Source organism: Paraburkholderia podalyriae (assembly GCF_014397785.1).
GTDB lineage: Bacteria > Pseudomonadota > Gammaproteobacteria > Burkholderiales > Burkholderiaceae > Paraburkholderia > Paraburkholderia podalyriae.
On the sequence record NZ_VZQQ01000017.1, the window covers coordinates 114,200 to 139,333 of the forward strand.

The following is a 25,134-nucleotide window of genomic DNA, read 5'->3' on the forward strand; positions in this document are numbered from 1 at the left end:
TTCAGGGACAGTCATGCGAGTCGTAACTCGGATGCGCGCGGCAGCGTCCGGCCGCGCGATTGTAGCGGTTTTAACCATTCTCGCAGGTTGTGCGCTCACCGGCTGCGGCCAACGCGGCTCGCTCTATCTGCCGACCGTACCGCCGATGCCTGCCCCGCCGGCTCATCGCACGCAAACGCCGTCGACCGATCAAACGCAACCGGCTAGCGGTAACGCGGCCGACATGGGTTCGATCCCCGACACCTCGGGCACGCCGCTGACGCTCGCTCCCGAAAGCCAGCTCACCACGCCGCCCGCTTCGGCGGCATCGGCTCCCGCAGTCCCGCTGCCCGCCTCCGCCGTCCCTTCTGATCAATAAGACTTTCGCATGACTCGATCCGCATTTGACTACGTCGACGGCGTATTGCACGCCGAAGGCGTGTCCGCCGTTTCCCTCGCCGAGCAGTTCGGCACGCCGCTCTACGTCTATTCGCGCGCCGCGCTGAGCGCTGCGTGGAACGCCTATGCGGGCGCCTGCGCCGGGCGTCGCGCTAGCGTGCACGTGGCCGTCAAGGCCAACAGCAATCTCGCGGTGCTGAACGTGTTCGCGCGCCTCGGCGCGGGCTTCGACATCGTGTCGGGCGGCGAGCTCGCGCGCGTGCTCGCGGCTGGCGGCAAAGCGGAAAACACCGTGTTCTCGGGCGTCGGCAAGCAGGCGGGCGAAATGCGCGACGCGCTCGCGGCCGGCGTCAAATGCTTCAACGTCGAATCGATTCCCGAGCTCGACCGGCTCAACGCGGTGGCGGGCGAGATGGGCAAGAAGGCGCCGGTGTCGCTTCGGGTGAATCCCGACGTCGACGCGAAAACGCATCCGTACATTTCCACCGGCCTGAAGACGAACAAGTTCGGCGTCGCGTTCGAAGATGCGCGCGCCACCTACCGGGCGGCCGCGGCGATGACGCATCTCGAGGTGGTTGGCATCGACTGCCATATCGGCTCGCAGATCACCGAAGTCGCGCCCTATCTCGACGCGATCGACAAGATGCTGGAACTCGTCGAGCAGATCGAGCGGGACGGGGTGACGATTCGCCATATCGATGTCGGCGGCGGTCTCGGCATCACCTACGACGACGAAACGCCGCCGGAAATCGGCGAGTTCGTGCGCACGGTGCTCGATCGCATCGAAGCGCGCGGCCACGGTCACCGCGAAGTCTATTTCGAGCCGGGCCGCTCGCTGGTCGGCAATGCGGGCGTGCTGCTCACACGTGTCGAGTTTCTGAAGCCCGGCGAGGACAAGAACTTCGCGATCGTCGACGCGGCGATGACCGAACTCGCGCGCCCCGCGATGTACGACGCGTATCACGCGATCGAGCCGGTCGTGAAGCGCGATGTACCCGCGCACGTGTATGACGTGGTCGGCCCAGTCTGCGAAAGCGGTGACTGGCTAGGCCGCGAACGGCTGCTCGCAGTCGAACCCGGTGATCTGCTCGCGATCCGCTCGGCCGGCGCGTACGGCTTCGTGATGAGCTCGAACTACAACACGCGTGCGCGCGCCGCCGAGGTGATGGTGGATGCTACACAGGCGCATGTGGTTCGCGCGCGCGAAGAGGTCAAGCAGCTGTTTGCGGGTGAGACGATTCTGCCGGCGTAAGCGTCGGAACCGGTGGCAGAACCAACGGTATAAAGCGCAGCAGCGAAAATGGCGATGCCAGGGTGGCATCGCCATTTTTCCTTGATGCGGCGTGCGCGACGCGAAAGCCTTTCGCCATCACCGTCCGCGCGTTCTGATACTTCGCTCACGTATCCGCACCACCAGGCGCCACCCCAGCAAAGCGATCATCACTGCACCGTAAATCTTCGGCAGCAGCAAATCGTGCTTGCCCGCCTTCATCCACCAGAAATGCAGGATCGCCAGCGCGCCGATCACATAGATCGCGCGATGCAGCGTCTGCCAGCGACGCCCGAGCCGACGCACCATCGCGCGCGGCGAAGTAACGGCAAGCGCGATCAGCAGCACGAACGCGGCGAAACCCACCGTGATGAACGGCCGCTTGCCGATATCCTTCAGAATCTCCGCGACATCGAACCACTTGTCGAACCACAGGTAGGTGGTGAAATGCAGCGTCGCATAGAAGAATGTGTAGAGCCCGAGCATGCGCCGGAAACGCATGAACGCGGCGACGCCGGTCAGACGGCGCAACGGCGTCACGGCTAATGTGAAGCACAGGAACACGAGCGTCCACAGGCCCGTCGAGCGTGTGATGAATTCGATCGGATTCGCGCCGAGCCGGTCGGTCACGCCGAACAGCACGAGGCGCGCGAGCGGATACAGCGCCGCGATGAACACCACGACTTTCGCCGGTACGACCCAGCGCGCGCCGGCCGCGGCACGTCGCTTCGCCGGCGACATCGGCGCCGTGGGCCGCGTCACAGGCTGGTTGCGGGTGACAGTTTGCGTATCGGATGCCATCGCGCCCGCCTCAGAAGTTCTTCTTCAGGTCCATGCCCTGATAGAGCGACGCGACCTGATCGCCGTAACCGTTGAACATCAGGGTCTTACGTTTCGGCGTGAAAAAACCGTCTTCGCCGATGCGCCGTTCAGTGGCCTGACTCCAGCGCGGATGGTCGACATTCGGATTCACGTTGGAATAGAAGCCATATTCGTTCGAAGCATACGTGTTCCAGCTCGTCGGCGGCTGCTTCTCGACGAAGCGGATTTTCACCAGCGACTTCGCGCTCTTGAAGCCGTACTTCCACGGCACCACGACGCGCACCGGCGCGCCGTTCTGATTCGGCAGCACCTGGCCGTAGAGACCCATCGTCAGCAGCGTCAGCGGATGCATCGCTTCGTCCATCCGCAGTCCTTCGGAGTAGGGCCACTCGAGTATCGGCGCCGACAGTCCCGGCATCTGCGACGGATCGGCGAGCGTGAGGAACTGCACGTACTTCGCATTGCCGGTCGGCTCGACGCGTTTGATCAGTTCCGACAGCGAGACGCCGATCCACGGAACCACGATCGACCAACCTTCGACGCAGCGATGCCGGTACACACGCTCCTCGAGCGGCGCGAGCTTCAGCAGATCGTCGATGTCGTAGACCTTCGGATTCTTGATCTCGCCCTCGACGCTCACCTTCCACGGATGCGGCCGCAACGTGCCCGCGTGCTGCGCGGGATCGGATTTGTCGGTGCCGAACTCGTAGAAATTGTTGTAAGTGGTGATGTCCTTGTACGGCGTGATCTTGTCGAGCGCGACGAACCTGGTGTTGGTTTTCGCCGCGAGCTTCTGCGCCTTCGGATCGGGCGACGAATATGTCGCGAGCGCCTCGCCGCTCACCCCGATCAGGCCGCCGAGCGCCATCGCGCCCGCTGCCTGCAGGATGCGTCGCCGGTTCTCGAACACGTGCCGTGGCGTGATCTCGCTACGCGCGATGTCATCGCCGGTCAGTTCAATTCTGTCGCTTCTCTTGATCCACATCATGCTGCTCCTTGCCGGCCCGCCGCGTCGCGCGCGTTGCGAAGCCATATTGATGATCGCCCGTTTGGGGGCGTCTGTCATCCATGGGTCCTTGCTCGGGTGCTTGACTAGCGAACACCGGAGCGCAACGAATATTCCGTCAGCCATAAAAAAACCGCCGGTGCGAAAGCACGCGGCGGTTCTTAGTCGGTTCAGCGCGGCGGATCTTACAGCTTGCCGTAGCTATGCAAGCCCGACAGGAACATGTTGACGCCGAGGAATGCAAAAGTCGTGACCAGCAGGCCGGTCAAGGCCCACCATGCGGCGAGTTCGCCGCGCAGGCCCTTCATCAGACGCATGTGCAGCCAGGCCGCGTAATTCAGCCACACGATCAGCGCCCACGTCTCCTTCGGATCCCAGCTCCAGTAGCCGCCCCACGCTTCGGCGGCCCACAGCGCGCCGAGAATCGTCGCGATCGTGAAGAACGCGAAGCCGACCGCGATCGACTTGTACATCACGTCGTCGAGCACCTCGAGCGCCGGCAGACGATCCGCGAGCACGCCGCGTTCCTTCGCCAGGTACGCGACGCCGACCATCGCGGACAGCGCGAAGCTGCCATAGCCGATGAAGTTCGCCGGCACGTGGATCTTCATCCACCAGCTTTGCAAAGCCGGCACGAGCGGCTGGATCTGCTGCGCATCGCGCGCGACCGAGTACCACATCAGGAAGCCGACGGCCGCGCTGATCACGAGCAGCACGAAGGCGCCGAGCGCGCGCGTGTTGTAGTGCTGCTCGTAGTACAGATAGAACAGCGCGGTGATCAGGCTGAACAGCACGAACACTTCATACAGATTCGAAATCGGAATATGGCCGACATCGGCGCCGATCAGGTACGACTCGTACCAGCGCACCATCATGCCGACGAAGCCCAGCAGCACCGCCGCCCACGCCATCTTCGAGCCGATCGCGGCGCCGGTCGGCGAGCGCGACAGCAGCGCGATCCAGTAGAACACGGTCGCGAATACGAACAGCGCGCTCATCCACAGGATTGCAGACTGGCTCGACAGGAAATACTTGAGGAAAAACGCGTTGTCGGCGCGGCTCAGATCGCCGTGGTAGATCTGGATCGCAAGCAGCGACAGCGCGGCAATGCCCACCATCAGGGGACGCACCGGCTTCCAGCGCCAACCGAGCACCACGAAAACCGGCACCGAGCACACCAGCACCAGTTTGTCGTAGTAGTTCATGAACGGGTAATAGCGCGACAGCGCGAACCCTGCGCCCCCGACGAGCGCGAGCGCGAACAACCAGTCGGCGATACCCAGCCGTTTCAGGAACGGCCGTTCGTCGTAGTGCGGGAGTTCGGGCGTGCTGCTCGCAAACGCCTTGTCGGCGCGCGAAGCAGACGAAGAAGAGGAGGAGGAAACCTGAGTCAAGTCCATGATCTTACCGGGTCGAATCCTGTGAGCTTGCCGACGGTGCGGCGGCCTGAGCGGCCGGGCCCTGATCGGCTGCTTCGATGAGTTTCGCGCCCAGTGCGGCGCTCACGGCGTCGCGCGTCTGGACGAACTCCTTCTCGAAGTCTAGCGTCTTGCGTGCGCTCGACATCGCCATCACGACACGCGTGCCGTGGTCCGTATCCTTGAGCCAGAACCACAGACGCCGTTCGCGAACGTAGAACATCGAAAAGATGCCCAATACGAGAAGCAGGCTGCCAAGATACACGACTTTTTTGCCCGGCGCGCGCGTCAACTGAAATACCGAAGCTTGCACCTGCTTGAATGAGTCAAGCTGCAAATAGACCGGTGATCCATACAGAAAGCTGTCGGAAATCGCATTAAGCGAACTCTGGATGAAGCGGCTCGTGTTCGCGTCGGCCGGCGCGGCGGGCTCGCCTTGCTGCTGGCGCGACAGCTGCAACAAGTCCCACGTCACGCCTTCGAGCATACGCAGCAGCAGGCCCGCGGCCTTTTCCTGCTCACCCTTCGGCACCGACCGGTCGATAAAACCAGCGATCGCCTGGAAACCGCCGAGCCTTTCGCCGTTCTGCAGCTTCATGCCGCTGTCAGCGCCCGCAAAAAGGGTCAACACGCGCAACGCGCTTTCCTCCAGATGCTGCTGCAACTCCGCATTCGAGCCCGGCACCGAGCGCTGAGCGAACTGACGCGCGGCGATCGCGCGTTGGTTCGGGTCTTCGAGCGTGGCGCGCAGGTTCATCCATTCCTTGAGCGTGCCGGCGTTGTCGGCGGGAATGCGGAGGTAGCGGAACGGGTCGTCGGGATTCACGCGCATGCCGGCCAGGAACATCTTCTCGCCGTTCACGTCGACCGGCAGCATGTAGTTGTTGTACTCGCGCGCCTGGCCATCCTTGCCGCGAATCTTGTACTGCACCGACGGGCCGACGTTGTGCAGGTCGAGCGGCTTCGAGCTCTTCGCGCCGGAGCCGAGGCGCTCGTCGAACGCTTCCTTCAGCGAGTGTTGCGCGGTGACCCCGCGCGCATCGTTCTGGCCATTGCCGTTCGAGATGTTTTCGACGTTGATCGCGCGGAAGTCGGTGAATTCGACGCTCTGGCCATCGGCGAGCGGCGTGGCGGAGCTCAGCGGCGCGCCGCCGCCGATCGTACCGCCAAACGGTGCGGGCTTCGCGCTCGGGCCGGACATCGGGTAGGCGGTCATCTGCATTTGCGAGCCGCCGTCCTGGAAGCTCGATTGATAGATCGACACGCCGTCGTATTCGAACGGCTTGTTGACCTCGACGCGAGCCGGCACACGCGCGCCGGTCTTGTGATCGACCACGACGATGTCGCTCGCGAACAGCTTCGGCATACCGGTCGAGTAGTAATCGACGATGAACTTGTCGAGTTCGATCGAAAACGGCAGGTCCTGGATCAGCGAACCGCCGGGCTGATTCAGGATCGCGGTCGACACGTGCTGTCCTTCGGGCACCCACGCGTAGCCGCGGAAAGTCGGGTTCGATTTCGACAACCGATGCTCGGGCGGAATTTCGTTGATCACTGTGTTCGAGTTGATCGGCGACTTGTCGAACAGCCACATTTGCAGCTTGATCGGCAGATTGCTGTCGAGCAGGCCGCCGAGGCAGATCACGACGATCGCGAGGTGCGCGGAGATGTAGCCGAGCTTCGTTAGCGCGCCACGCTTCGCGGCGATCAGCGTCGCGCCGTCCGAATCGCGCGTGACGAACTTGTAGCCGAGCTTTGCCGATAATTTGGCGAGCACCGCCGCGGTCTGCGCGCGCGTGCCGTGCACCGCGAACTCGCCCTTGTGATGGAACGCGCGCAGGCTGCCTTCGCGGACCTTGTCTTTCCAGCTCTTCGCGTCGGCGACCATCTTCGGCGCGTTGCGGATCACGCACAGTGACACCGACACCATCAGAAAGCCGAGAATCAGTATGAACCACCACGAGCTGTACACCGTGTAGAGACTCAGCGCGCGGAAGATGTCCGCCCAGAACGGACCGAACTGGTTGACGTAGTTGGGATACGGATCGTCCTGCGTGAGGACGGTACCGATAATGCTGGCGATCGACAGAATCACGAGCAGCGCAATGGCAAAACGCATCGAGCTCATGAGCTCGATGGTGTTGCGCATGACGCGGTTGCCCGACTTCGACTGCAGACCCGACGTGGTAACGCTCATTCAAACTCCGACTGAACAGCAAAAAAGGGTGAAGGGCTGTCGTAGCTACGACACCCTCACCCTTTTCTTGTTTTTCACCGGCCTCGCTGGGCCGGTTGGATTCGCGCGTGCAAACCGCTTAACGCAGGCCCGCGATGTAGTCGGCAACCGCCTTGATCTCGTTGTCCGACAGACGCGATGCTATCGCATGCATCGCGTCGTTGTTATTGCGAGCGCCCGGACCCTGTGTAAACGCGGTCAACTGCGTCACCAGGTACTCGCCCCACTGCCCCGACAGCCGTGGATACTGAATCGGAATGCCCTGCCCCGTGGGCCCGTGGCAGGCCGCGCAGGCAGGCACCCCGCGGTCTACAATCCCACCGCGATAGATTTGCTGACCCAGCGCGACGGTGTTCTTGTTGTGCGCATAACCTGGCTTGGGCGTCTGCGTCGAGAAGTAAGCCGCGACGTTGATCATGTCCTGATCGGAAAGCGCGGCGGCCATGCCCGCCATGATCGCATTGTTGCGCGCGGCCTGTTTGGCGGCGGGCTGCGTCTTGAAATCTCTGAGCTGCTTGACGAGATACTCGGGATGCTGGCCCGCCAGCTTCGGGTATGCGCCGCCTGCGCTGTTGCCATCCGCGCCATGACATGACGCGCATACCTGTACAGCGATTGCCTGCCCCCGATTGATGTCCGGCTTTGCCGGATCTGCTGCTCGTGCCTGAATTGCCAAACCTGAAAGACCTGCCGTTACATGAAGCACCATCAGAGTCTTGCACAGTCGATTCATTCGCACACCCTGTCTCGTCTTGTGGGATTTTAGAGGTTCTGCAAAGTACGACGACGGCGACCGAGTGACCGCCAGGAGCCGCCAAGGCACGTGGGGCGGCCTCCTAAGGTTTTCAGTAAACCATCGTATTGTACAATAACTCGCTAATCGATTAGACGCCAGTCGGGCTTGACCCCGTTCCCGCCGCGGGCTCCGCGGCTTCTCCAATCTGGCTTCCACCATGCCCTTCCTGCTCCACGAATCCCGCTTCTATACCACCGTCAATCATCTGCGCGACCTGCCGGCCACCGCGCAGCCCGAGATCGCTTTCGCGGGACGCTCGAACGCAGGCAAGTCGACTGCGATCAACGTGCTCTGCAATCAGAAGCGACTTGCGTTCGCGAGCAAGACGCCTGGCCGCACGCAGCACATCAATTATTTTTCAGTCGGCAAGGCAGACGAGCCGGCCGCCTATCTGGTCGACCTGCCGGGCTACGGTTATGCGGAAGTGCCAGGAGCGGCGAAGGCGCACTGGGAAGCGCTGCTGTCCACGTATCTTCAATCGCGCTCGCAACTGCGCGGCATGATCTTGATGATGGATTCGCGCCGCCCGCTGACGGACCTCGATCGACGCATGATCGAGTGGTTCGCGCCGACCGGGAAGCCGATCCACACGCTGCTCACGAAATGCGACAAATTGACGCGTCAGGAAAGCACGAACGCGTTGCGCACCGCGCAGAAGGGACTAGCCGAATATCGGGCTGCGGGCTATCGCGGCGAGCTGACCGCGCAGCTCTTTTCGGCGCTCAAGCGAACTGGGCTGGATGAGGCGCACGAGTTGATCGAGAGCTGGCTGATCCCGGGCGAAGCCGGCGAAACACCGGCCGCCGGTTGAACGCTTACCGGTGCCGGAATCTGGCAGCGCGCGTGAGACGCCTGTAAAACCCGCATCAAGGCACGTTTCCGGCCGCCCATAAAAAAACCCGCCGCTTGAACGGCGGGTCAAACAGCCTAATCGAAAAACGACAGGCACCCGCTCAGGGAGGAGAAGCGGGGAGGTCAGCGCTAGGCGCCTTGCTCGATCGGTATGATATACCATTGTCTCGAAAAGTTTCCGGGAGCGGGGGCAGGCCCATGTGTCCACTCCACCTATCCACGATCTTCGATTCGATATGAGCTTCTACCCGCACTACCGTCCGCGCCGCATGCGCCGTGACGACTTCTCGCGTCGATTGATGCGAGAGAACATTCTCACCACTAGTGATCTGATTTACCCCGTCTTCATCGTCGAGGGGACCAACGAGCGGCAGGCCGTGCCGTCGATGCCGGGCGTTGAGCGCGTGTCGGTCGATCTGCTGATGGGCGTTGCCGAGCAGTGCGTCGAACTCGGTGTGCCGGTTTTGTCGCTGTTTCCCGCAATCGAGTCCTCGCTGAAAACGCCCGAAGGCCGAGAAGCGGCCAATCCGGCGGGCCTGATCCCGCGCGCGGTGCGTGAGCTGAAGAAGAATTTCCCAGAGCTCGGCGTGCTCACCGACGTCGCGCTCGATCCCTACACGAGCCACGGTCAGGACGGCGTGCTCGACGAAGCCGGCTACGTGATCAACGACGAAACCGTCGAGATACTCGTCGAGCAGGCGCGTGCGCAGGCGGAAGCCGGCGTCGACATCGTCGCGCCGTCGGACATGATGGACGGCCGCATCGGCGCGATCCGCGAAATGCTCGAGAGCGAGGATCACATCCACACGCGCATCATGGCGTACGCGGCAAAGTACGCTTCAGCGTTTTACGGCCCGTTCCGCGATGCCGTCGGTTCCGCGACGAACCTCGGCAAGAGCAACAAGATGACCTACCAGATGGACCCGGCCAATTCGAACGAGGCGCTGCGCGAAGTGCAGGCCGACATCAACGAAGGCGCGGACATGGTGATGGTCAAGCCGGGCATGCCGTATCTGGACATCGTGCGTCGCGTGAAGGACGAGTTCCAGTTCCCCACCTACGTTTACCAGGTAAGCGGCGAATACGCGATGCTGAAGGCCGCCGCGCAGAACGGCTGGCTGGATCACGATAAGGTCATGATGGAATCGCTGCTCGCGTTCAAGCGTGCCGGCGCGGACGGCGTGCTGACGTATTTCGCGCTGGATGCCGCGAAGATCCTGCGTTCGCAGAAGTGAGCCAGGCGCGGTTTGGCGCCCGGCTGTGAGATAAAAAAAACGGAGGCGAACCTCAGGGTTCCGCCTCCGTTTTTTATGCTGCTCCTTTGCACCGCGGCGGACCTGCAAGGCCCTGCGGCGTTCGATTACACGCCAGACGCGCTCGCCCGATCCAAGGTACGCAGAAATTTATTCGCCGATTCGTAGCCGACCACTCGCAACACTTCCTTACCGCCCTGATCGAAGAAAATAATTCCAGGTGGCCCGAACAGGTTGAAGCGCTTGAGCAGCGCCCGGTCGTCGGTATTGTTCGCCGTGACGTCGGCGCGCAGCAGCTTCATCTGCTTCAGCTTCGCCCGAACGCGCGGGTCGCTGAACGTGAATTTTTCCATCTCCTTGCAGCTCACGCACCAGTCCGCGTAAAAATCGAGCATGGCAGGCTGGGTAGCCGTTTTGACGACCTGATCGAGTTGATCCGCTGAACGTACCGGCGCGAACGTCAAATCGCTTTGCGACGCCGTTGCGGCCGCGCTGGAGTCATTCTTCGCGATGCTCGCCTGGTTGCCGGCACGAGCCGCGAGCACCGCCAGCGGTCGCAGCGGATCTGACGATCCCGCCGCGAGGCCAACGAGAAGCGCGACCGCCCAGACCGCCATCACGACGCCGACCGCCCGCCCGAGCCGGTGCCATATCGAGCCGCCCGCAACCGACCTGGAAAACAGGCCGAGCGCAACCGCGGCGATGAGCAGCCAGAGGGCGCTCAACGCCATCGACGCCGCCCCGCCGAGCACCGGCCAAACGATCCACAGCGCCGCGGCGAGCAGAACGACGCCAAAGAATACTTTTACGCTGTCCATCCACTTGCCCGCGCGCGGCAGCAGCGTACCTGCGCCGAGGCCAATGACCAACAGCGGCACCCCGAGCCCGATGCCCATCGAGAACAGCGCCGCGCCGCCGAGCACTGTATTGCCGGTATGCGCGATGAACGCGAGCACCGCAAACAGCGGCGCGGTCATGCAGGCGCCGACCACCAGCGCCGACAGCGCACCCATCGCGGCGACCGCGGTAAATTTGCCACCCGAGCGTCCCGCTGACGCGCTCGACATGCGATCGCGCCAGCGCGGCGGCAGTTCCATATCCACGCCAGCGATCAGGAGCAGCGCGAAAATCGTCAAAAGCCCGCCGAACGAACCGAGCACCCACGGGTTTTGCAGCCATGCGCCCAGACTCTGCCCGACGAGTGCGGCCACGACACCCAGCACCGTGTATACGAGCGCCATCCCGATTACATACGCGAGCGACAGCGCGAAACCCCGCCCACGCGTGATGCGCGCCCCCTCACCGATGATGATCGCCGACAGGATCGGAATCATCGGATACGAGCACGGCAGCAGACTCAGGATCGCGCCCGCTACGAAATAAAGCCCAACGATCGCAAAGAAGCCGCCGCGCTGCAGCAGCGACTGCGCATAGTCGGCGCTGGTCGCGCGTTCGTACCAGAGTTCGTATTCAGTGGGGGCGGATTGTTGCGCGGTTGGGGCAGTTGGGGCCGCTGCCGCGCTGCCAGCCGGCTGCAGCGCGTCGCCGCTCACGCGGTACACGCGCTCCATCGGGGGATAGCAGATGCCGGCGTCGGCGCAGCCCTGCGACGTCACCGCAAGATCGAACGGTCCGGCAGCCTGCTTGACCGGAATACGAATCGTCAGCTCGTTGCGATAGGTCTCGACATTCTTGTTGAATGTCTGATCGAACTTCACGTGACCGCCTGGCAGTTGAGGCTCGCCAAGTGTCGCCGTGCCGTTGCGGGCCGCGAACGCGAAGCGCTCGCGGTACATGTAGTAGCCTTCCGAAATCTTATAGGTGACGACGACTTCGCCGGGCCGCTCGGTCGCGCTGAACCGAAACGCGACGTCTGGGTCGAGGAAGTCGTCCGCGGCGCGCGCGAGCGTTGCGACTTGGGCGAGGACCACGCAGCCGAGCAGAAAGAACGCGGTGCGCAGCGCAGCGCGCGCGCGCTGGTCGAGACCGTTAAACATGAAGAGGGCGTTGGGTTTCCGCAGTGATCCATTGGCCGTAGGCGGCGGAGGCCGTCGCTTGCCATGAGAGGATTTCCGGCGTGTCGTAGGGATGGTGAGCCTGAATGAATCGCTCCAGTTCGAGCGCGCGAGCGGCGCTGGTCTTGAACAGGAGCTGAATTTCCTGCGCGATTTCGATTGCGCCCCGCCAGTGGTAGCTCGACTGCACGTTGCCCAACTGCGTGACGCACGCGCAAAGGCGCGCGGCGAGAGCGTCAGCGGCGAGCTTTTGAGCGACGGCCGCATCCGGCACAGTCGTCAGCACCAAGGTCACAGTCACAGTCACAGTCACACCAAGCTCCGGCGGCGCAGGGTTTCGATCTTGATATCGTATCACCTGGCCCTGCTGCCTTGCAGAGCGCCACGCGGTGCGACCGCGGCATTTGGCCACCGAGACGGCGCTTTCGACACCGACACAATCTGTCACCGAAAACACAAAAGCCAGGCGATGCGCCTGGCTCTTTGTCGAAGCTAAAAAAGCTTACTCAGCTTCTTGCACTTCCGTTTCTTCAACTTCCGGACGGTCGAGCAGTTCGACCAGTGCCATCGGCGCGTTGTCACCAACGCGGAAGCCGAACTTCAGCACGCGCAGGTAACCGCCCGGACGGTTTGCGTAGCGCGGGCCGAGCACGTCGAAGAGCTTCGTGACCGAGTCGCGATCGCGCAGGCGGTTGAACGCCAGACGACGGTTTGCGAGCGAGGGCTTCTTGCCAAGCGTGATCAGCGGCTCGACGACTTTACGGAGTTCCTTCGCCTTCGGCAACGTGGTCTTGATGACTTCGTGCTCGATCAGCGAGTTGGACATGTTACGGAGCATTGCCAGACGGTGGCTGCTCGTGCGGTTCAGTTTCCGCAGACCATGACGGTGACGCATGTTGATTCCTTCAGTTCAAAGTTTTTGCCCAGCTCTTCTATCGCACTCGCTTGCCGCATCGACAGCAGACAGTGAGCGCACGGGCCGGTAGTGAAAAAGACAAGACGCGGATTTTAAAGGAAAATCCGCGTCTTTGCCAGAGAGCACAGCAGCACAACTCGCAGGTTACTCCCAAACGACTTGTCGGCTTACTTGTCGAGACCAGCCGGCGGCCAGTTTTCGAGTTTCATGCCGAGCGTCAGACCACGCGACGCCAGAACTTCCTTGATTTCATTCAACGACTTGCGGCCCAAGTTCGGCGTCTTGAGCAGCTCGTTCTCGGTGCGTTGGATCAGGTCGCCGATGTAGTAGATGTTCTCGGCCTTCAGGCAGTTCGCGGAGCGAACGGTCAGTTCGAGATCGTCGACCGGGCGCAGCAGGATCGGATCGATCTGCGGTGCGCGCGACGGCGCTTCCGCCGCTGCTTCGGTACCTTCCAGCGCCGCGAACACCGACAGCTGATCGACCAGAATGCGCGCCGATTGACGTATCGCTTCTTCCGGCGAGATCACACCGTTGGTTTCGATGTTCATCACGAGCTTGTCAAGGTCGGTGCGCTGCTCAACGCGAGCGCTTTCGACCGCGTAGCTCACGCGACGAACCGGCGAAAACGACGCGTCCAGCACGATCCGGCCGATGATCTTGGCCGAGTCTTCACCGTAACGACGCACATTGCCCGGCACATAGCCGCGGCCCTTTTCGACCTTGATCTGCACGTCGAGCTTGCCGCCCTTCGACAGATGCGCAATCACGTGATCCGGGTTGATGACTTCGCAATCGTGTGCGAGTTCGATATCACCGGCGGTGACCACGCCTTCGCCTTCCTTGCGCAGCGTAACCGTCACTTCGTCACGGTTATGCAGCTTGAAGACGACGCCCTTCAGGTTCAACAACAGGTTGACCACATCCTCTTGCACACCGTCGAGCGTCGAATACTCATGCACGACGCCTGCGATCGTCACTTCGGTCGGCGCATAACCGACCATCGATGACAACAGCACGCGCCGAAGCGCGTTACCCAAGGTGTGGCCATAACCGCGTTCAAACGGTTCCATGACCACTTTCGCGTGGCTTTCGCCAAGCGATTCAACTGCGATGATCTTGGGCTTCAACAAACTGGTTTGCATAGGTTTTCCTTTTCAATACCCTCGGCTCGTTACACCGATAAGGCTGACCGGTCACAACCTGAAAATAAACAGCCGAGACGCCCCCTTGCGTAACGCAATCGGGGTGCCCCGGCCGTCAATCCGATTACCGCGAATACAATTCGACGATCAGGCTTTCGTTGATGTCGCCAGCGATGTCGCTGCGTTCCGGCTTCTGCTTGAAGGTACCTTCGAACTTCTTCGCGTCGACCGCAACCCAGCTCGGCATGCCGCCTTGTTCGGCGAGCGACAGGGCTTCGACGATACGAGCCTGCTTGCGCTTCTGTTCGCGCACGGCGACGACGTCGCCGGCCTTCACTTGCATTGACGGGATGTTCGTCACAACGCCGTTCACCGTGATCGCCTTGTGGCCCACAAGCTGACGTGCTTCCGCGCGCGTCGAGCCGAAGCCCATGCGATACACGACGTTGTCCAGACGTGACTCCAGCAGCTGCAGCAGGTTTTCGCCCGTGTTGCCCTTCAGACGGTCCGCTTCAGCGAAGTAGCGACGGAACTGGCGCTCGAGGACACCGTAGATACGCTTCACCTTTTGTTTCTCGCGCAGCTGCGTACCATAGTCGGACGTACGTGCACCCGAGATGCGGCCGTGCTGGCCCGGCTTGCTGTCAAGCTTGCACTTGTCAGCGAGCGAGCGGCGGGCGCTTTTCAGGAAGAGGTCAGTGCCTTCACGGCGGGACAGCTTGGCCTTGGGGCCGATATAACGTGCCACGTTGATTCCTTCTGTGATTTGTCACGCGAATGCTTCCACTCGCGCTAGTCCGAACCCTTTGGGTCGAACGGTGGACTTAGTCAATTCAATAACGCGCGCAGCCCGCCGCCGCGCAAGGCGGCAACAGGCGCGCTCGCGAAACCAGCGTCTTAGATACGACGACGCTTCGGCGGACGGCAGCCGTTGTGCGGGACCGGCGTCACGTCAGAGATCGCGGTGATCTTGATACCCAGACCATGCAACGCGCGCACCGCCGATTCACGGCCAGGACCGGGGCCCTTGATCCGCACTTCGAGGTTCTTTACGCCGTATTCCATCGCCACGCGGCCAGCCGATTCGGCTGCAACCTGAGCTGCAAACGGGGTCGACTTACGCGAACCCTTGAAGCCCTGGCCACCCGACGTTGCCCAAGCAAGCGCGTTGCCTTGACGGTCGGTGATCGTGATGATGGTGTTGTTGAACGACGCGTGAACGTGAACCACGCCCTCGGCGACGTTCTTCTTGACCTTCTTGCGAACGCGTTGCGCCGCGGAGTTGTTCGAAGCCTTAGCCATTACGTTTTCCTGTAACTGTCAGTTCCGCTTACTTCTTCAGCGATTGCGCTGCACGACGCGGACCCTTGCGCGTACGGGCATTCGTACGCGTACGCTGGCCGCGCAGAGGGAGCCCCTTACGATGCCGCACGCCACGATAGCAGCCGAGATCCATCAGGCGCTTGATGTTCATCGTCGTTTCACGGCGCAGATCGCCTTCAACGATGAACTTGCCGACTTCTTCACGCAGCTTTTCGAGGTCTGCGTCAGTCAGGTCTTTGACCTTCTTCGAAAATGCCACACCAGCAGCGACGCAAATGTCGCGAGAGCGCGTGCGACCGACACCGTAAATAGCCGTCAAGCCGATTTCAGTGTGCTGGTGATTCGGGATGTTAACCCCTGCGATACGAGCCATTGTTTTTCCTCAAACAAAAAGCGCAAGCAAAAGCGCGGCGTTCAGCCTTGACGCTGTTTGTGGCGCGGATCAGAGCTGCAAATCACGCGCACAACGCCTTTGCGCTTGATGATCTTGCAATTGCGGCAAATGCGCTTAACCGATGCCATCACTTTCATGATATTACCCTTTTTTTCAAATCACTTCGCCCGGAAGACGATCCGCGCACGCGACAGATCGTAAGGCGTCAATTCAACCGTCACCTTGTCGCCCGGCAGAATCCGGATGTAGTGCATCCGCATCTTGCCGGATATGTGTCCCAACACGACATGGCCGTTTTCCAGCTTCACCCTGAAGGTAGCATTAGGCAGGTTCTCGATTACTTCACCCTGCATCTGGATAACATCGTCTTTGGCCATAAGTCCTTTCAACGCATCGGGACGCCGCCGCCTTTGAAATTAGCTTTCTTCAGCAGCGATTCATACTGTTGCGACATAACGTACGACTGCACCTGCGCCATGAAATCCATTGTGACGACAACAATGATCAGCAGCGACGTTCCACCAAAATAAAACGGCACGTTCCAGCGCAGCACCAGAAATTCGGGCAGCAGACAAACGAACACGATGTAGATCGCACCGGCGAGCGTCAGACGCGTGAGGATACGGTCGATATATCGCGCCGTCTGATCGCCCGGGCGGATGCCAGGGACGAAAGCGCCACTCTTTTTCAGGTTGTCGGCCGTTTCCCTGCTGTTGAACACCAGTGCGGTGTAGAAGAAGCAGAAGAAGACGATCGCCAACGCGTACAGCAACACGTACACGGGTTGACCGGGCTTCAGGGCTTCGGCCACGTTGTGCAACGCGTCTGCGAACCAGCTGGTACGCGAACCCGAACTGAACCAGTTCAGGATAGTTGCCGGGAAGAGAATGATCGACGATGCGAAGATCGGCGGAATCACACCCGACATGTTCAGCTTCAGCGGCAAATGCGAAGACTGGCCGCCGTAAATCTTGTTGCCAACCTGCCGTTTTGCGTAATTCACAAGAATCTTGCGCTGGCCGCGTTCGATGAACACCACCAGATACGTCACAGCAGCAATTAGCGCGACGACGATAATCGCCGAGATGATGCTCATCGAGCCGGTTCGCACCAGTTCAAAGAGACCACCAATTGCGTTCGGGAAACCCGCCGCAATACCGCCGAAAATGATAATCGAGATACCGTTGCCAAGCCCGCGTTCCGTGATCTGCTCACCCAGCCACATCAGGAACATCGTGCCGGTCACCAGCGTCACGACCGTCGTCAACCGGAACACCATCCCCGGATCAATCACGAGGCCCGGCTGATTTTCCAGCGCGACGGCAATACCGAACGCCTGGAAGGTCGCCAGCACAACCGTGAAGACGCGCGTGTACTGCGTAATCTTCCGCTGACCTGCCTGCCCTTCCTTTTTCAGCGCTTCGAGCTGCGGCGACACAATCGCCAGCAACTGCATGATGATCGAAGCCGAAATATAGGGCATGATCCCAAGCGCGAAAATCGTGAACCGCGAAAGTGCGCCGCCCGAGAACATGTTGAACATGCCAAGGATGCCGCCCGACTGGCTTTGGAACAACTTCGCCAGTTGGTCCGGGTCGATACCCGGCACCGGAATATGCGCGCCGATACGGTAGACGACCAGCGCCAGCAGCAGAAACACTGCTCGCCGACGCAGATCGCCGAACTTCGCCGCGCTGCGACCGGGTTTTGCGAGACTCGGGCTGTTAGCCAAGTACGTTCTCCGATGCAAATGCTAGTGACGGCAAATAACTTGCGCGTTACTCGGCAAAAGAGCCACCGGTTGCTTCGATGGCAGCGCGTGCGTTCTTCGTCGCACCCAGACCCTTTACAACGACCTTGCGTTTCAGCTCGCCCGTCGCGATGATCTTGGCGCTACGGATCAGCTCGCCGACCAAGCCGGCTTGCTTGAGAGCCAGCAGATCGATTTCGTCGACCGGCAGCTTCTCGAGATCCGAGAGACGCACTTCACCGACGAATTCCTTCGTCAGCGAGGTGAAGCCACGCTTCGGCAGGCGGCGTTGCAGTGGCATTTGACCGCCTTCGAAGCCAACCTTGTGAAAGCCGCCCGACCGCGACTTCTGACCCTTGTGACCACGGCCAGCAGTCTTGCCGAGGCCGGAGCCGATGCCGCGACCAACGCGACGCTTTGCGTGCTTCGCGCCTTCAGCCGGCTTCAGGTTATTCAATTCCATTATCAACTCCTTGAGTCCCGGTCAGCCGCTTAGCTGATGACCTTAACGAGGTACGAAACCTTGTTGATCATGCCGCGCACAGCCGGCGTGTCCTCCAACTCGCTAACCGAGTTGAGTCGGCGCAGACCCAGACCACGCACCGTTGCGCGGTGCGATTCACGGGTGCCGATCAGGCTCTTGACGAGCTGGACCTTGACAGTTTTATCAGACATGGTGTCCACCTTTAGCCCAGAATTTCTTCGACGGACTTGCCACGCTTCCCAGCGATATCGGCCGGCGTGGACTGCTTGCGCAGACCGTCGAGCGTCGCACGAACAAGGTTGTACGGGTTCGTCGAACCGTGGCTCTTGGCCACGACGTTCTGCACGCCCATCACGTCGAACACAGCGCGCATCGGGCCGCCAGCGATCACGCCGGTACCGTCCTTCGCCGGAGCAAGGAGAACCGTCGATGCGCCGTGCTTACCGTGCACTTCGTGTTGCAGGGTACCGTTCTTCAGCGGCACCTTGAACATGTTGCGGCGAGCCTGTTCCATCGCCTTTTGGACAGCGACAGGCACTTCCTTCGCCTTGCCCTTGCCCATACCGACGCGGCCATCACCGTCGCCAACCACGGTCAGTGCGGCGAAGCCGAGGATACGGCCACCCTTCACGACCTTGGTCACGCGGTTGACCGAGATCATCTTTTCACGAAGGCCGTCGTCGCGTTCGTCAGCCTGAACTTTAGCTTGCATCTTTGCCATGACGAATTCTTCCCTTAGAACTTGAGTCCGGCTTCGCGCGCCGCATCAGCCAGCGCTTTCACGCGGCCGTGGTAACGAAAACCCGAACGATCGAAGGCGACGGATTCGATGCCGGCTGCCTTTGCCTTTTCTGCAATGCGCTTGCCGATCAGAGTCGCAGCGGCAACATTGCCGCCCTTGCCTGACTGATCGGCCAGTTGCGCACGCACTTCGGCCTCGAGCGTCGACGCACTGGCAAGCACCTTGGTGCCGCACGGCGAGAACACTTGCGCATAGATGTGCGTGTTCGTGCGGTGCACGGCGAGACGCGCGACCTGCAGTTCAGAGATCTTGATACGCGTCTGACGAGCGCGGCGCAGGCGAGATTGAGTCTTATCCATGATTGCGCACCCTTACTTCTTCTTCGTTTCTTTGAGGATCACAACCTCATCGGCGTAACGCACGCCCTTGCCCTTATAGGGCTCCGGCGGACGGTAGCCGCGCACTTCTGCAGCGACTTGACCGACTTGTTGCTTGTTGATCCCCTTGATCACGATTTCGGTTTGCGACGGAGTTTCTGCCTTGACGCCAGCCGGCATCTGGTGCACCACCGGGTGCGAGAAACCCAGCGACAGGTTCAGCTTGTCGCCTTGCGCCTGTGCGCGATAACCGACGCCAACAAGCGTCAGCCTGCGCTCGAAACCCTTCGTCACGCCATGCACCATGTTCGCAACCAGTGCGCGCATCGTGCCCGACATCGCATTCGCCTCGCGGCTTTCATCGACCGGCTCGAACTTCAGCGTGCCGTTGTCGTTTACCACCTTCACGAGGCTGTTGGCAACCTGCGAAATCGTACCCAGCGGACCCTTGACAGTAATACTGTCGGCGCTCAGGGCCACTTCCGCGCCTTGCAGCGCGATCGGGCTCTTACCTACTCGAGACATGTTTCTCTCCTTTCGGCCTTAAGCGACGTAGCAGATGACTTCGCCGCCAACGCCCGTTGCACGTGCCTTGCGGTCCGTCATCACACCCTTCGGCGTCGACACGATCGCCACGCCCAAGCCATTCATGACCACGGGGATGTCGTTACGGCCGCGGTACACACGCAGGCCGGGTTTCGACACGCGTTCGATGCGCTCGATGACCGGGCGGCCAGCGTAATACTTCAACACGATGTTCAATTCCGACTTCGCACCTTCGGACTTCACTGCGAAATCGTCGATATAGCCTTCGTCCTTCAGGACCTGCGCAATCGCAATCTTGACTTTTGACGAGGGCATAGTCACCGAAACCTTCTCGACCATCTGCGCATTGCGGATGCGAGTCAGCATATCGGCGATAGGATCACTCATGCTCATTTATGTTTCTCCTATTACCAGCTCGCCTTGGTCAGGCCAGGAATCTCGCCGCGGAACGCGATTTCACGAATCTTGTTACGCGCCAGACCGAATTTACGGAACGTGCCGCGCGGACGACCGGTAATTGCGCAACGATTGCGCTTACGGGTCGGGTTAGAGTTACGCGGCAGTTGCTGCAGTTCCAGACGTGCTGCGTAATGCTCTTCTTCCGACTTGCTCGTGTCGCCTATGATTGCCTTAAGTGCAGCACGCTTGGGAGCGTACTTGGCGGCGAGGCGAGCACGCTTCTTTTCACGTTCGATCAGTGCCAGTTTAGCCACGGTAACCTCAGTTTCTGAACGGGAACTTGAAGCCGGCGAGCAGAGCCTTTGCTTCGTCGTCAGTCTTCGCAGTCGTCGTGATGCTGATGTTCAGCCCACGCAGTGCGTCGATCTTGTCGTAGTCGATTTCGGGGAAAATGATCTGCTCTTTCACACCGATGTTGTAGTTGCCGCGACCGTCGAACGCCCTGCCCGACACGCCACGGAAGTCGCGTACACGAGGGAGCGCAACCGTCACGAAACGGTCGAGGAATTCGTACATTGCCTGACCACGCAGCGTGACCATTGCACCGATCGGATAGCCCTGACGGATCTTGAAGCCAGCGATTGCCTTGCGTGCCTTCGTGATCACCGGCTTTTGACCTGCAATCTTCGTCAGATCGCCAACGGCGTTTTCGATGATCTTCTTGTCGGCGACGGCTTCGCCAAGGCCCATGTTCAGGGTGATCTTGGTGATGCGCGGCACTTCCATAACGGACTTGTAACCGAACTTCTCGATGAGGCCGGGTACAACCTTCTCTTTGTAAAACTCTTGCAAACGAGCCATTTTTTACTCCGCAGCGTCAGGCGCTTAGCACGGCACCGGTCGTCTTCAGGAAACGGACCTTCTTGTCTCCTTCGACCTTGATGCCTACACGCGATGGCTTGCCATTCGCGTCGACCAATGCGACGTTCGAAATTTGCAACGGCATCGTCTTGGCTTCCACGCCGCCCGTCGTTCCCTTCATCGGGTTCGGCTTGACGTGTTTCTTGACGAGATTGATGCCCTCGACAGTCACGGTCTCGCCGTGAACAGCCAGCACAACGCCACGCTTGCCCTTATCTTTGCCGGTGATGACGATAACTTCGTCACCCTTGCGCATCTTGTTCATCGCGACTCCTTACAGCACTTCAGGCGCCAGCGAAACGATCTTCATAAATCGTTCGCTACGCAACTCGCGCGTGACAGGCCCAAAAATACGGGTACCGATCGGTTCGAGCTTGGTATTGAGCAACACCGCTGCGTTACCGTCGAACTTGATCAGCGAGCCGTCCTGACGGCGCACGCCCTTGGCGGTGCGAACCACCACGGCGTTGTAAATTTCGCCTTTCTTCACGCGCCCGCGCGGCGTTGCCTCTTTGACAGTCACCTTGATGATGTCGCCAATGCTGGCATAACGACGCTTCGAGCCGCCGAGCACCTTGATGCACATGACTTCACGTGCACCTGTGTTATCGGCCACTTCAAGCCGAGTTTCGGTCTGGATCATGGTTTATCTTTCCCAACTTAATCCGGTCACACCACCATGGTGCCTCCCGGTCAGTCTTGGTCCCGTCAGCCGATCGGCTGCTTGGGTTAGAACAGCAGCGACGGCAAACGAAACCCGCCATCGCAATCCGGTGAATCCTTCGGCACAGGCTGGTGCCCGAACCGCTTCCCCCACCAACTTCGCCCGCGACGGGGCTCCCATAAAGAGGGAAGACCGAGATTATATCAAATAATCCCGGCCTTGCAAGCGAAACTTACTGCGACTTCAACTACTTCTACAGCCTTGCGACATTAGATGACGCGAGCCGCCTCGACTAGGCGAGCCACAACCCAAGCCTTCGTCTTCGAAATTGGACGAGTTTCCTGGATTTCAACGAGGTCACCTTCGTTGTACGTGTTCGCGTCGTCATGCGCGTGATACTTCTTGGAACGCACGACGTACTTGCCGTAGATCGGGTGTTTCACGCGGTGCTCGACCAGCACGGTAACCGTCTTGTCCATCTTGTTGCTGACGACCTTGCCGACCAGCGTCCGCTTGAGCGAGGTTTTTACGCTATCGTTCATTTCTGGTTCGCCTTCTCAGTCAGGACGGTCCGCACACGTGCGATGTCGCGACGGACCTTCTTCAGCTGACTCGTGTTCGTGAGCTGCTGGGTCGCAAGTTGCATGCGCAGGCCGAATTGCGCCTTCAACAGGTCCGACAGCTCCTTGTTGAGCGCGGCCTGATCTTTCTGGTGAAGTTCGGAAGCCTTCATCATTTGCTCCTTAGGCGCCGAGCTGACGCACGATAAACGTCGTCTTCAGCGGCAGCTTCGCTGCAGCCAGACGGAACGCTTGGCGCGCCAGTTCTTCGGTTACGCCGTCCATTTCGTACAGCATCTTGCCCGGTTGAATCTCAGCGACGTAGTACTCCGGGTTACCCTTACCGTTACCCATACGCACTTCAGCTGGCTTGGTCGAGATCGGCTTGTCCGGGAAGATTCGGATCCAGATGCGGCCACCGCGCTTGATGTGACGCGTCATTGCACGACGCGCCGCCTCAATCTGGCGCGCGGTCAGACGACCGCGACCGACAGCCTTCAGGCCGAACTCACCAAACGACACCGCGTTGCCGCGGGTAGCAACGCCGGTGTTACGACCTTTCTGCTCTTTGCGATATTTTCTGCGTTTCGGTTGCAGCATCGTTATTCTCCAGTCTTCCCGTCGCCGCCGGCACGACGAGGAGCGCCACGGCGTGCACCTGCCGGGCCACCACCTTCACCATCACGACGCGGACGGCGATCGCCACCCGGACGTGCGTTGCGGCGCGGACGCTTTTCTTCGGCGACTTCTTCGACCACCGGTGCGTCATTACGGCCGAGCGTGTCGCCCTTGTAGACCCACACCTTTACGCCGATGATGCCGTACGTCGTCTTTGCTTCCGACGTTGCGTAGTCGATATCTGCACGCAGCGTATGAAGCGGCACGCGACCTTCGCGATACCATTCCGTACGGGCGATTTCGATACCGTTCAGACGGCCAGCGCTCATGATCTTGATGCCTTGAGCACCCAGACGCATCGCGTTCTGCATCGCGCGCTTCATCGCGCGACGGAACATGATCCGGCGCTCGAGCTGTTGCGTGATCGAATCAGCGATCAGTTGCGCGTCGGTTTCCGGCTTGCGGATTTCTTCAATGTTGACGTGAACCGGGACGCCCATGCGCTTTTGCAGCTCGGACTTCAGCAGTTCGATGTCTTCACCCTTCTTGCCGATCACGACACCCGGGCGCGAGCTGAAAATCGTGATTCGTGCGTTCTTTGCAGGACGCTCGATCACCACGCGGCCGACGGACGCGTTCTTCAGCTTCTTCTTCAGGTATTCACGAACACCGATGTCTTCCTGCAACATCGCCGCGAAATTGTTGTTGTTCGCGTACCAACGCGAAGCCCAATTGCGGCTGACGGCCAAACGGAAGCCAGTCGGATGAATTTTCTGTCCCATCGTATGACCCCTTAATTCCCGACCGTCACAGTGATGTGACAGGATTGCTTCTCGATGCGGTTACCGCGGCCTTTAGCGCGCGCGGTAAAACGCTTCAGCGACGCTGCCTTGTCGACGTAGATGCTCTTGATCTTGAGCTCGTCGATATCGGCGCCTTCGTTGTGCTCCGCATTCGCGATCGCCGACAGCACGACCTTTTTCACGATTCCCGCAGCCTTCTTCGGCGAAAACGTCAGAACGTTCAACGCCTTGTCGACCGGCAAACCGCGGATCTGGTCAGCCACAAGGCGCGTTTTCTGCGCCGAGATGCGGGCACCGCGATGAATTGCTTTCACTTCCATCTTGATTGCCCCTTATTTCCTGGCCTTCTTGTCGGCCGCGTGACCCTTGAACGTCCGGGTCAGTGCGAACTCGCCAAGCTTGTGGCCGACCATGTTTTCCGTGACATACACCGGAACGTGTTGACGGCCGTTGTGAACCGCGATTGTCAGACCGATGAAGTCCGGCAAGATCGTCGAGCGACGCGACCAGGTCTTGATCGGTTTCTTGTCACGCGATGCTGCAGCCGCCTCAACCTTCTTCAGCAAATGGGCGTCGCAGAACGGACCTTTCTTAATAGAACGTGCCATTGCCTACTCCTTAACGCTTGTGACGGCGCTGGACGATCATACTCGTCGTGCGCTTGTTGCTGCGGGTGCGATAGCCCTTCGTCGGCGTGCCCCACGGGCTCACCGGATCGCGGCCAGCCGCAGTCTTGCCTTCGCCACCACCGTGCGGGTGATCGACAGGGTTCATTGCAACGCCGCGCACCGTCGGGCGGATACCGCGCCAGCGGTTCGCGCCAGCCTTACCGATTTGACGGAGGCTGTGCTCTTCGTTGCCCACTTCACCGATCGTCGCACGACATTCAACGTGCACGCGGCGGATTTCGCCAGAACGCAGGCGAACCTGCGCGTAGACGCCCTCGCGAGCCAGCAGCATCGCAGACGTACCAGCCGAACGCGCCATTTGCGCGCCCTTGCCCGGCAGCATCTCGATGCAGTGAATCGTCGTACCGACCGGAATGTTGCGGATCGGCAGCGTGTTACCTGCGCGGATCGGCGCTTCGGAACCCGACATCAGTTGCTGACCGACTGCTACACCCTTCGGAGCGATGATGTAGCTGCGTTCGCCGTCTGCGTACAGAACCAGCGCGATGTTCGCGCTCCGGTTCGGGTCGTACTCGAGACGCTCGACCTTTGCCGGAATCCCATCCTTCGTGCGACGGAAGTCAACGACACGATAATGATGCTTGTGACCACCACCCTTGTGACGCGTGGTGATGTGACCGTTGTTGTTACGGCCGGCGGTCGACGATTGCGTGTCGAGCAGTGCCGCGAACGGCTTGCCCTTGTGCAGTTCTTTGTTGACCACCTTGACCATCGCGCGGCGACCCGGCGAAGTCGGCTTAACTTTCACGATTGCCAT

The 25,134-nt window shown here is 60.5% G+C and carries 36 protein-coding genes; 4 read left to right on the plus strand and 32 right to left on the minus strand.

Annotated features, from left to right (window positions below):
- Positions 1–13: 13 nt before the first annotated feature.
- Positions 14–358: an LPS translocon maturation chaperone LptM gene (gene lptM, locus F6X42_RS21235; RefSeq protein ID WP_187636097.1), complete on the plus strand. Its 345-nt coding sequence runs from the start codon at positions 14–16 to the stop codon at positions 356–358.
- Between the two features lie 9 nt (positions 359–367).
- Positions 368–1,630: a diaminopimelate decarboxylase gene (lysA, locus tag F6X42_RS21240; RefSeq protein WP_187636098.1), complete on the plus strand. Its 1,263-nt coding sequence runs from the start codon at positions 368–370 to the stop codon at positions 1,628–1,630.
- A gap of 117 nt (positions 1,631–1,747) precedes the next feature.
- On the opposite strand, the gene msrQ is transcribed toward lysA, so the two are convergent.
- The 5 genes from msrQ to F6X42_RS21265 all read right to left on the minus strand — a co-directional run bounded on the left by msrQ (position 1,748) and on the right by F6X42_RS21265 (position 7,863).
- On the minus strand, positions 1,748–2,449 hold the full coding sequence (msrQ, locus tag F6X42_RS21245) for a protein-methionine-sulfoxide reductase heme-binding subunit MsrQ (protein ID WP_187636099.1): 702 nt from the start codon (positions 2,447–2,449) through the stop codon (positions 1,748–1,750).
- A gap of 10 nt (positions 2,450–2,459) precedes the next feature.
- Positions 2,460–3,455 (minus strand): protein-methionine-sulfoxide reductase catalytic subunit MsrP, encoded by a 996-nt coding sequence (gene msrP, locus F6X42_RS21250; RefSeq protein WP_187636130.1) that lies wholly within the window; start codon positions 3,453–3,455, stop codon positions 2,460–2,462.
- Positions 3,456–3,661: 206 nt separating this feature from the next.
- Positions 3,662–4,876: a c-type cytochrome biogenesis protein CcsB gene (gene ccsB / locus F6X42_RS21255; RefSeq protein ID WP_187636100.1), complete on the minus strand. Its 1,215-nt coding sequence runs from the start codon at positions 4,874–4,876 to the stop codon at positions 3,662–3,664.
- A gap of 4 nt (positions 4,877–4,880) precedes the next feature.
- Entirely contained in the window at positions 4,881–7,091 is a 2,211-nt protein-coding gene (locus tag F6X42_RS21260) for a cytochrome c biogenesis protein ResB (RefSeq protein WP_187636101.1), read from the minus strand.
- A gap of 118 nt (positions 7,092–7,209) precedes the next feature.
- Positions 7,210–7,863 carry a c-type cytochrome gene (locus F6X42_RS21265; protein WP_187636102.1) on the minus strand — a complete coding sequence of 218 codons (654 nt, stop codon included), beginning with the start codon at positions 7,861–7,863 and terminating at the stop codon, positions 7,210–7,212.
- Between the two features lie 220 nt (positions 7,864–8,083).
- Between F6X42_RS21265 and yihA the strand changes: the two genes are divergently transcribed.
- Both yihA and hemB read left to right on the plus strand, forming a co-directional pair.
- Positions 8,084–8,737: a ribosome biogenesis GTP-binding protein YihA/YsxC gene (yihA, locus tag F6X42_RS21270; RefSeq protein WP_187636103.1), complete on the plus strand. Its 654-nt coding sequence runs from the start codon at positions 8,084–8,086 to the stop codon at positions 8,735–8,737.
- 277 nt (positions 8,738–9,014) lie between these two features.
- A complete protein-coding gene (gene hemB / locus F6X42_RS21275; RefSeq protein ID WP_187636104.1) occupies positions 9,015–10,013 on the plus strand; it encodes a porphobilinogen synthase in 999 nt (332 codons plus the stop codon).
- A 125-nt stretch (positions 10,014–10,138) separates the two neighbouring features.
- On the opposite strand, the gene dsbD is transcribed toward hemB, so the two are convergent.
- The 27 genes from dsbD to rplB form a co-directional block, all read right to left on the minus strand.
- Complete coding sequence (dsbD, locus tag F6X42_RS21280; RefSeq protein WP_187636105.1) at positions 10,139–12,028, minus strand: protein-disulfide reductase DsbD; 1,890 nt, start codon at positions 12,026–12,028, stop codon at positions 10,139–10,141.
- Positions 12,021–12,353, minus strand: a complete 333-nt coding sequence (cutA, locus tag F6X42_RS21285; RefSeq protein ID WP_376776394.1) for a divalent-cation tolerance protein CutA — start codon at positions 12,351–12,353, stop codon at positions 12,021–12,023. The genes dsbD and cutA overlap by 8 nt, the downstream gene beginning before the upstream one ends.
- A 195-nt stretch (positions 12,354–12,548) precedes the next feature.
- Positions 12,549–12,941 carry a 50S ribosomal protein L17 gene (gene rplQ / locus F6X42_RS21290; protein ID WP_013090750.1) on the minus strand — a complete coding sequence of 131 codons (393 nt, stop codon included), beginning with the start codon at positions 12,939–12,941 and terminating at the stop codon, positions 12,549–12,551.
- A 188-nt stretch (positions 12,942–13,129) separates the two neighbouring features.
- Positions 13,130–14,107: a DNA-directed RNA polymerase subunit alpha gene (locus F6X42_RS21295; RefSeq protein WP_035933032.1), complete on the minus strand. Its 978-nt coding sequence runs from the start codon at positions 14,105–14,107 to the stop codon at positions 13,130–13,132.
- A 124-nt stretch (positions 14,108–14,231) separates the two neighbouring features.
- Positions 14,232–14,855, minus strand: coding sequence for a 30S ribosomal protein S4 (rpsD, locus tag F6X42_RS21300; protein ID WP_187636106.1), 624 nt, complete (start codon positions 14,853–14,855; stop codon positions 14,232–14,234).
- A 149-nt stretch (positions 14,856–15,004) separates the two neighbouring features.
- Positions 15,005–15,409: a 30S ribosomal protein S11 gene (gene rpsK / locus F6X42_RS21305; RefSeq protein ID WP_006052224.1), complete on the minus strand. Its 405-nt coding sequence runs from the start codon at positions 15,407–15,409 to the stop codon at positions 15,005–15,007.
- Positions 15,410–15,437: 28 nt separating this feature from the next.
- Positions 15,438–15,803, minus strand: coding sequence for a 30S ribosomal protein S13 (gene rpsM, locus F6X42_RS21310; RefSeq protein ID WP_013589830.1), 366 nt, complete (start codon positions 15,801–15,803; stop codon positions 15,438–15,440).
- A 41-nt stretch (positions 15,804–15,844) separates the two neighbouring features.
- Positions 15,845–15,961: a 50S ribosomal protein L36 gene (gene rpmJ, locus F6X42_RS21315; protein WP_004199844.1), complete on the minus strand. Its 117-nt coding sequence runs from the start codon at positions 15,959–15,961 to the stop codon at positions 15,845–15,847.
- A 21-nt stretch (positions 15,962–15,982) separates the two neighbouring features.
- Positions 15,983–16,201 carry a translation initiation factor IF-1 gene (infA, locus tag F6X42_RS21320; protein ID WP_004521905.1) on the minus strand — a complete coding sequence of 73 codons (219 nt, stop codon included), beginning with the start codon at positions 16,199–16,201 and terminating at the stop codon, positions 15,983–15,985.
- Between the two features lie 8 nt (positions 16,202–16,209).
- Positions 16,210–17,556 (minus strand): preprotein translocase subunit SecY, encoded by a 1,347-nt coding sequence (secY, locus tag F6X42_RS21325; RefSeq protein WP_187636107.1) that lies wholly within the window; start codon positions 17,554–17,556, stop codon positions 16,210–16,212.
- 46 nt (positions 17,557–17,602) lie between these two features.
- Positions 17,603–18,037, minus strand: a complete 435-nt coding sequence (gene rplO, locus F6X42_RS21330; RefSeq protein WP_187636108.1) for a 50S ribosomal protein L15 — start codon at positions 18,035–18,037, stop codon at positions 17,603–17,605.
- Between the two features lie 29 nt (positions 18,038–18,066).
- A complete protein-coding gene (gene rpmD, locus F6X42_RS21335; RefSeq protein WP_187636109.1) occupies positions 18,067–18,249 on the minus strand; it encodes a 50S ribosomal protein L30 in 183 nt (60 codons plus the stop codon).
- 11 nt (positions 18,250–18,260) lie between these two features.
- Positions 18,261–18,779, minus strand: coding sequence for a 30S ribosomal protein S5 (gene rpsE, locus F6X42_RS21340; RefSeq protein ID WP_187636110.1), 519 nt, complete (start codon positions 18,777–18,779; stop codon positions 18,261–18,263).
- Between the two features lie 14 nt (positions 18,780–18,793).
- Positions 18,794–19,159, minus strand: a complete 366-nt coding sequence (gene rplR, locus F6X42_RS21345) for a 50S ribosomal protein L18 (protein ID WP_187636111.1) — start codon at positions 19,157–19,159, stop codon at positions 18,794–18,796.
- A gap of 12 nt (positions 19,160–19,171) precedes the next feature.
- Positions 19,172–19,702 carry a 50S ribosomal protein L6 gene (gene rplF / locus F6X42_RS21350; protein ID WP_187636112.1) on the minus strand — a complete coding sequence of 177 codons (531 nt, stop codon included), beginning with the start codon at positions 19,700–19,702 and terminating at the stop codon, positions 19,172–19,174.
- Between the two features lie 18 nt (positions 19,703–19,720).
- Positions 19,721–20,116, minus strand: coding sequence for a 30S ribosomal protein S8 (gene rpsH, locus F6X42_RS21355; protein ID WP_027199076.1), 396 nt, complete (start codon positions 20,114–20,116; stop codon positions 19,721–19,723).
- A 14-nt stretch (positions 20,117–20,130) separates the two neighbouring features.
- Positions 20,131–20,436 carry a 30S ribosomal protein S14 gene (rpsN, locus tag F6X42_RS21360; RefSeq protein ID WP_090802162.1) on the minus strand — a complete coding sequence of 102 codons (306 nt, stop codon included), beginning with the start codon at positions 20,434–20,436 and terminating at the stop codon, positions 20,131–20,133.
- A 7-nt stretch (positions 20,437–20,443) separates the two neighbouring features.
- Positions 20,444–20,983, minus strand: a complete 540-nt coding sequence (gene rplE, locus F6X42_RS21365) for a 50S ribosomal protein L5 (protein ID WP_063497537.1) — start codon at positions 20,981–20,983, stop codon at positions 20,444–20,446.
- A 16-nt stretch (positions 20,984–20,999) separates the two neighbouring features.
- The gene (rplX, locus tag F6X42_RS21370; RefSeq protein ID WP_187636113.1) at positions 21,000–21,308 is read right to left on the minus strand and encodes a 50S ribosomal protein L24; all 309 of its coding nucleotides are present in this window, start codon (positions 21,306–21,308) and stop codon (positions 21,000–21,002) included.
- Between the two features lie 9 nt (positions 21,309–21,317).
- Positions 21,318–21,686 carry a 50S ribosomal protein L14 gene (gene rplN / locus F6X42_RS21375; protein WP_006998478.1) on the minus strand — a complete coding sequence of 123 codons (369 nt, stop codon included), beginning with the start codon at positions 21,684–21,686 and terminating at the stop codon, positions 21,318–21,320.
- A 290-nt stretch (positions 21,687–21,976) separates the two neighbouring features.
- Complete coding sequence (rpsQ, locus tag F6X42_RS21380) at positions 21,977–22,249, minus strand: 30S ribosomal protein S17 (RefSeq protein ID WP_007180129.1); 273 nt, start codon at positions 22,247–22,249, stop codon at positions 21,977–21,979.
- Complete coding sequence (gene rpmC, locus F6X42_RS21385; RefSeq protein ID WP_007180130.1) at positions 22,246–22,440, minus strand: 50S ribosomal protein L29; 195 nt, start codon at positions 22,438–22,440, stop codon at positions 22,246–22,248. The genes rpsQ and rpmC overlap by 4 nt, the downstream gene beginning before the upstream one ends.
- Before the next feature lie 10 nt (positions 22,441–22,450).
- A complete protein-coding gene (gene rplP, locus F6X42_RS21390; RefSeq protein WP_187636114.1) occupies positions 22,451–22,867 on the minus strand; it encodes a 50S ribosomal protein L16 in 417 nt (138 codons plus the stop codon).
- A 2-nt stretch (positions 22,868–22,869) separates the two neighbouring features.
- The gene (rpsC, locus tag F6X42_RS21395; RefSeq protein WP_074766158.1) at positions 22,870–23,667 is read right to left on the minus strand and encodes a 30S ribosomal protein S3; all 798 of its coding nucleotides are present in this window, start codon (positions 23,665–23,667) and stop codon (positions 22,870–22,872) included.
- A gap of 11 nt (positions 23,668–23,678) precedes the next feature.
- Positions 23,679–24,008 carry a 50S ribosomal protein L22 gene (rplV, locus tag F6X42_RS21400; protein WP_004199272.1) on the minus strand — a complete coding sequence of 110 codons (330 nt, stop codon included), beginning with the start codon at positions 24,006–24,008 and terminating at the stop codon, positions 23,679–23,681.
- A 12-nt stretch (positions 24,009–24,020) separates the two neighbouring features.
- Positions 24,021–24,296, minus strand: coding sequence for a 30S ribosomal protein S19 (gene rpsS, locus F6X42_RS21405; RefSeq protein WP_027199083.1), 276 nt, complete (start codon positions 24,294–24,296; stop codon positions 24,021–24,023).
- Between the two features lie 10 nt (positions 24,297–24,306).
- Positions 24,307–25,134 (minus strand): 50S ribosomal protein L2, encoded by an 828-nt coding sequence (rplB, locus tag F6X42_RS21410; protein WP_187636115.1) that lies wholly within the window; start codon positions 25,132–25,134, stop codon positions 24,307–24,309.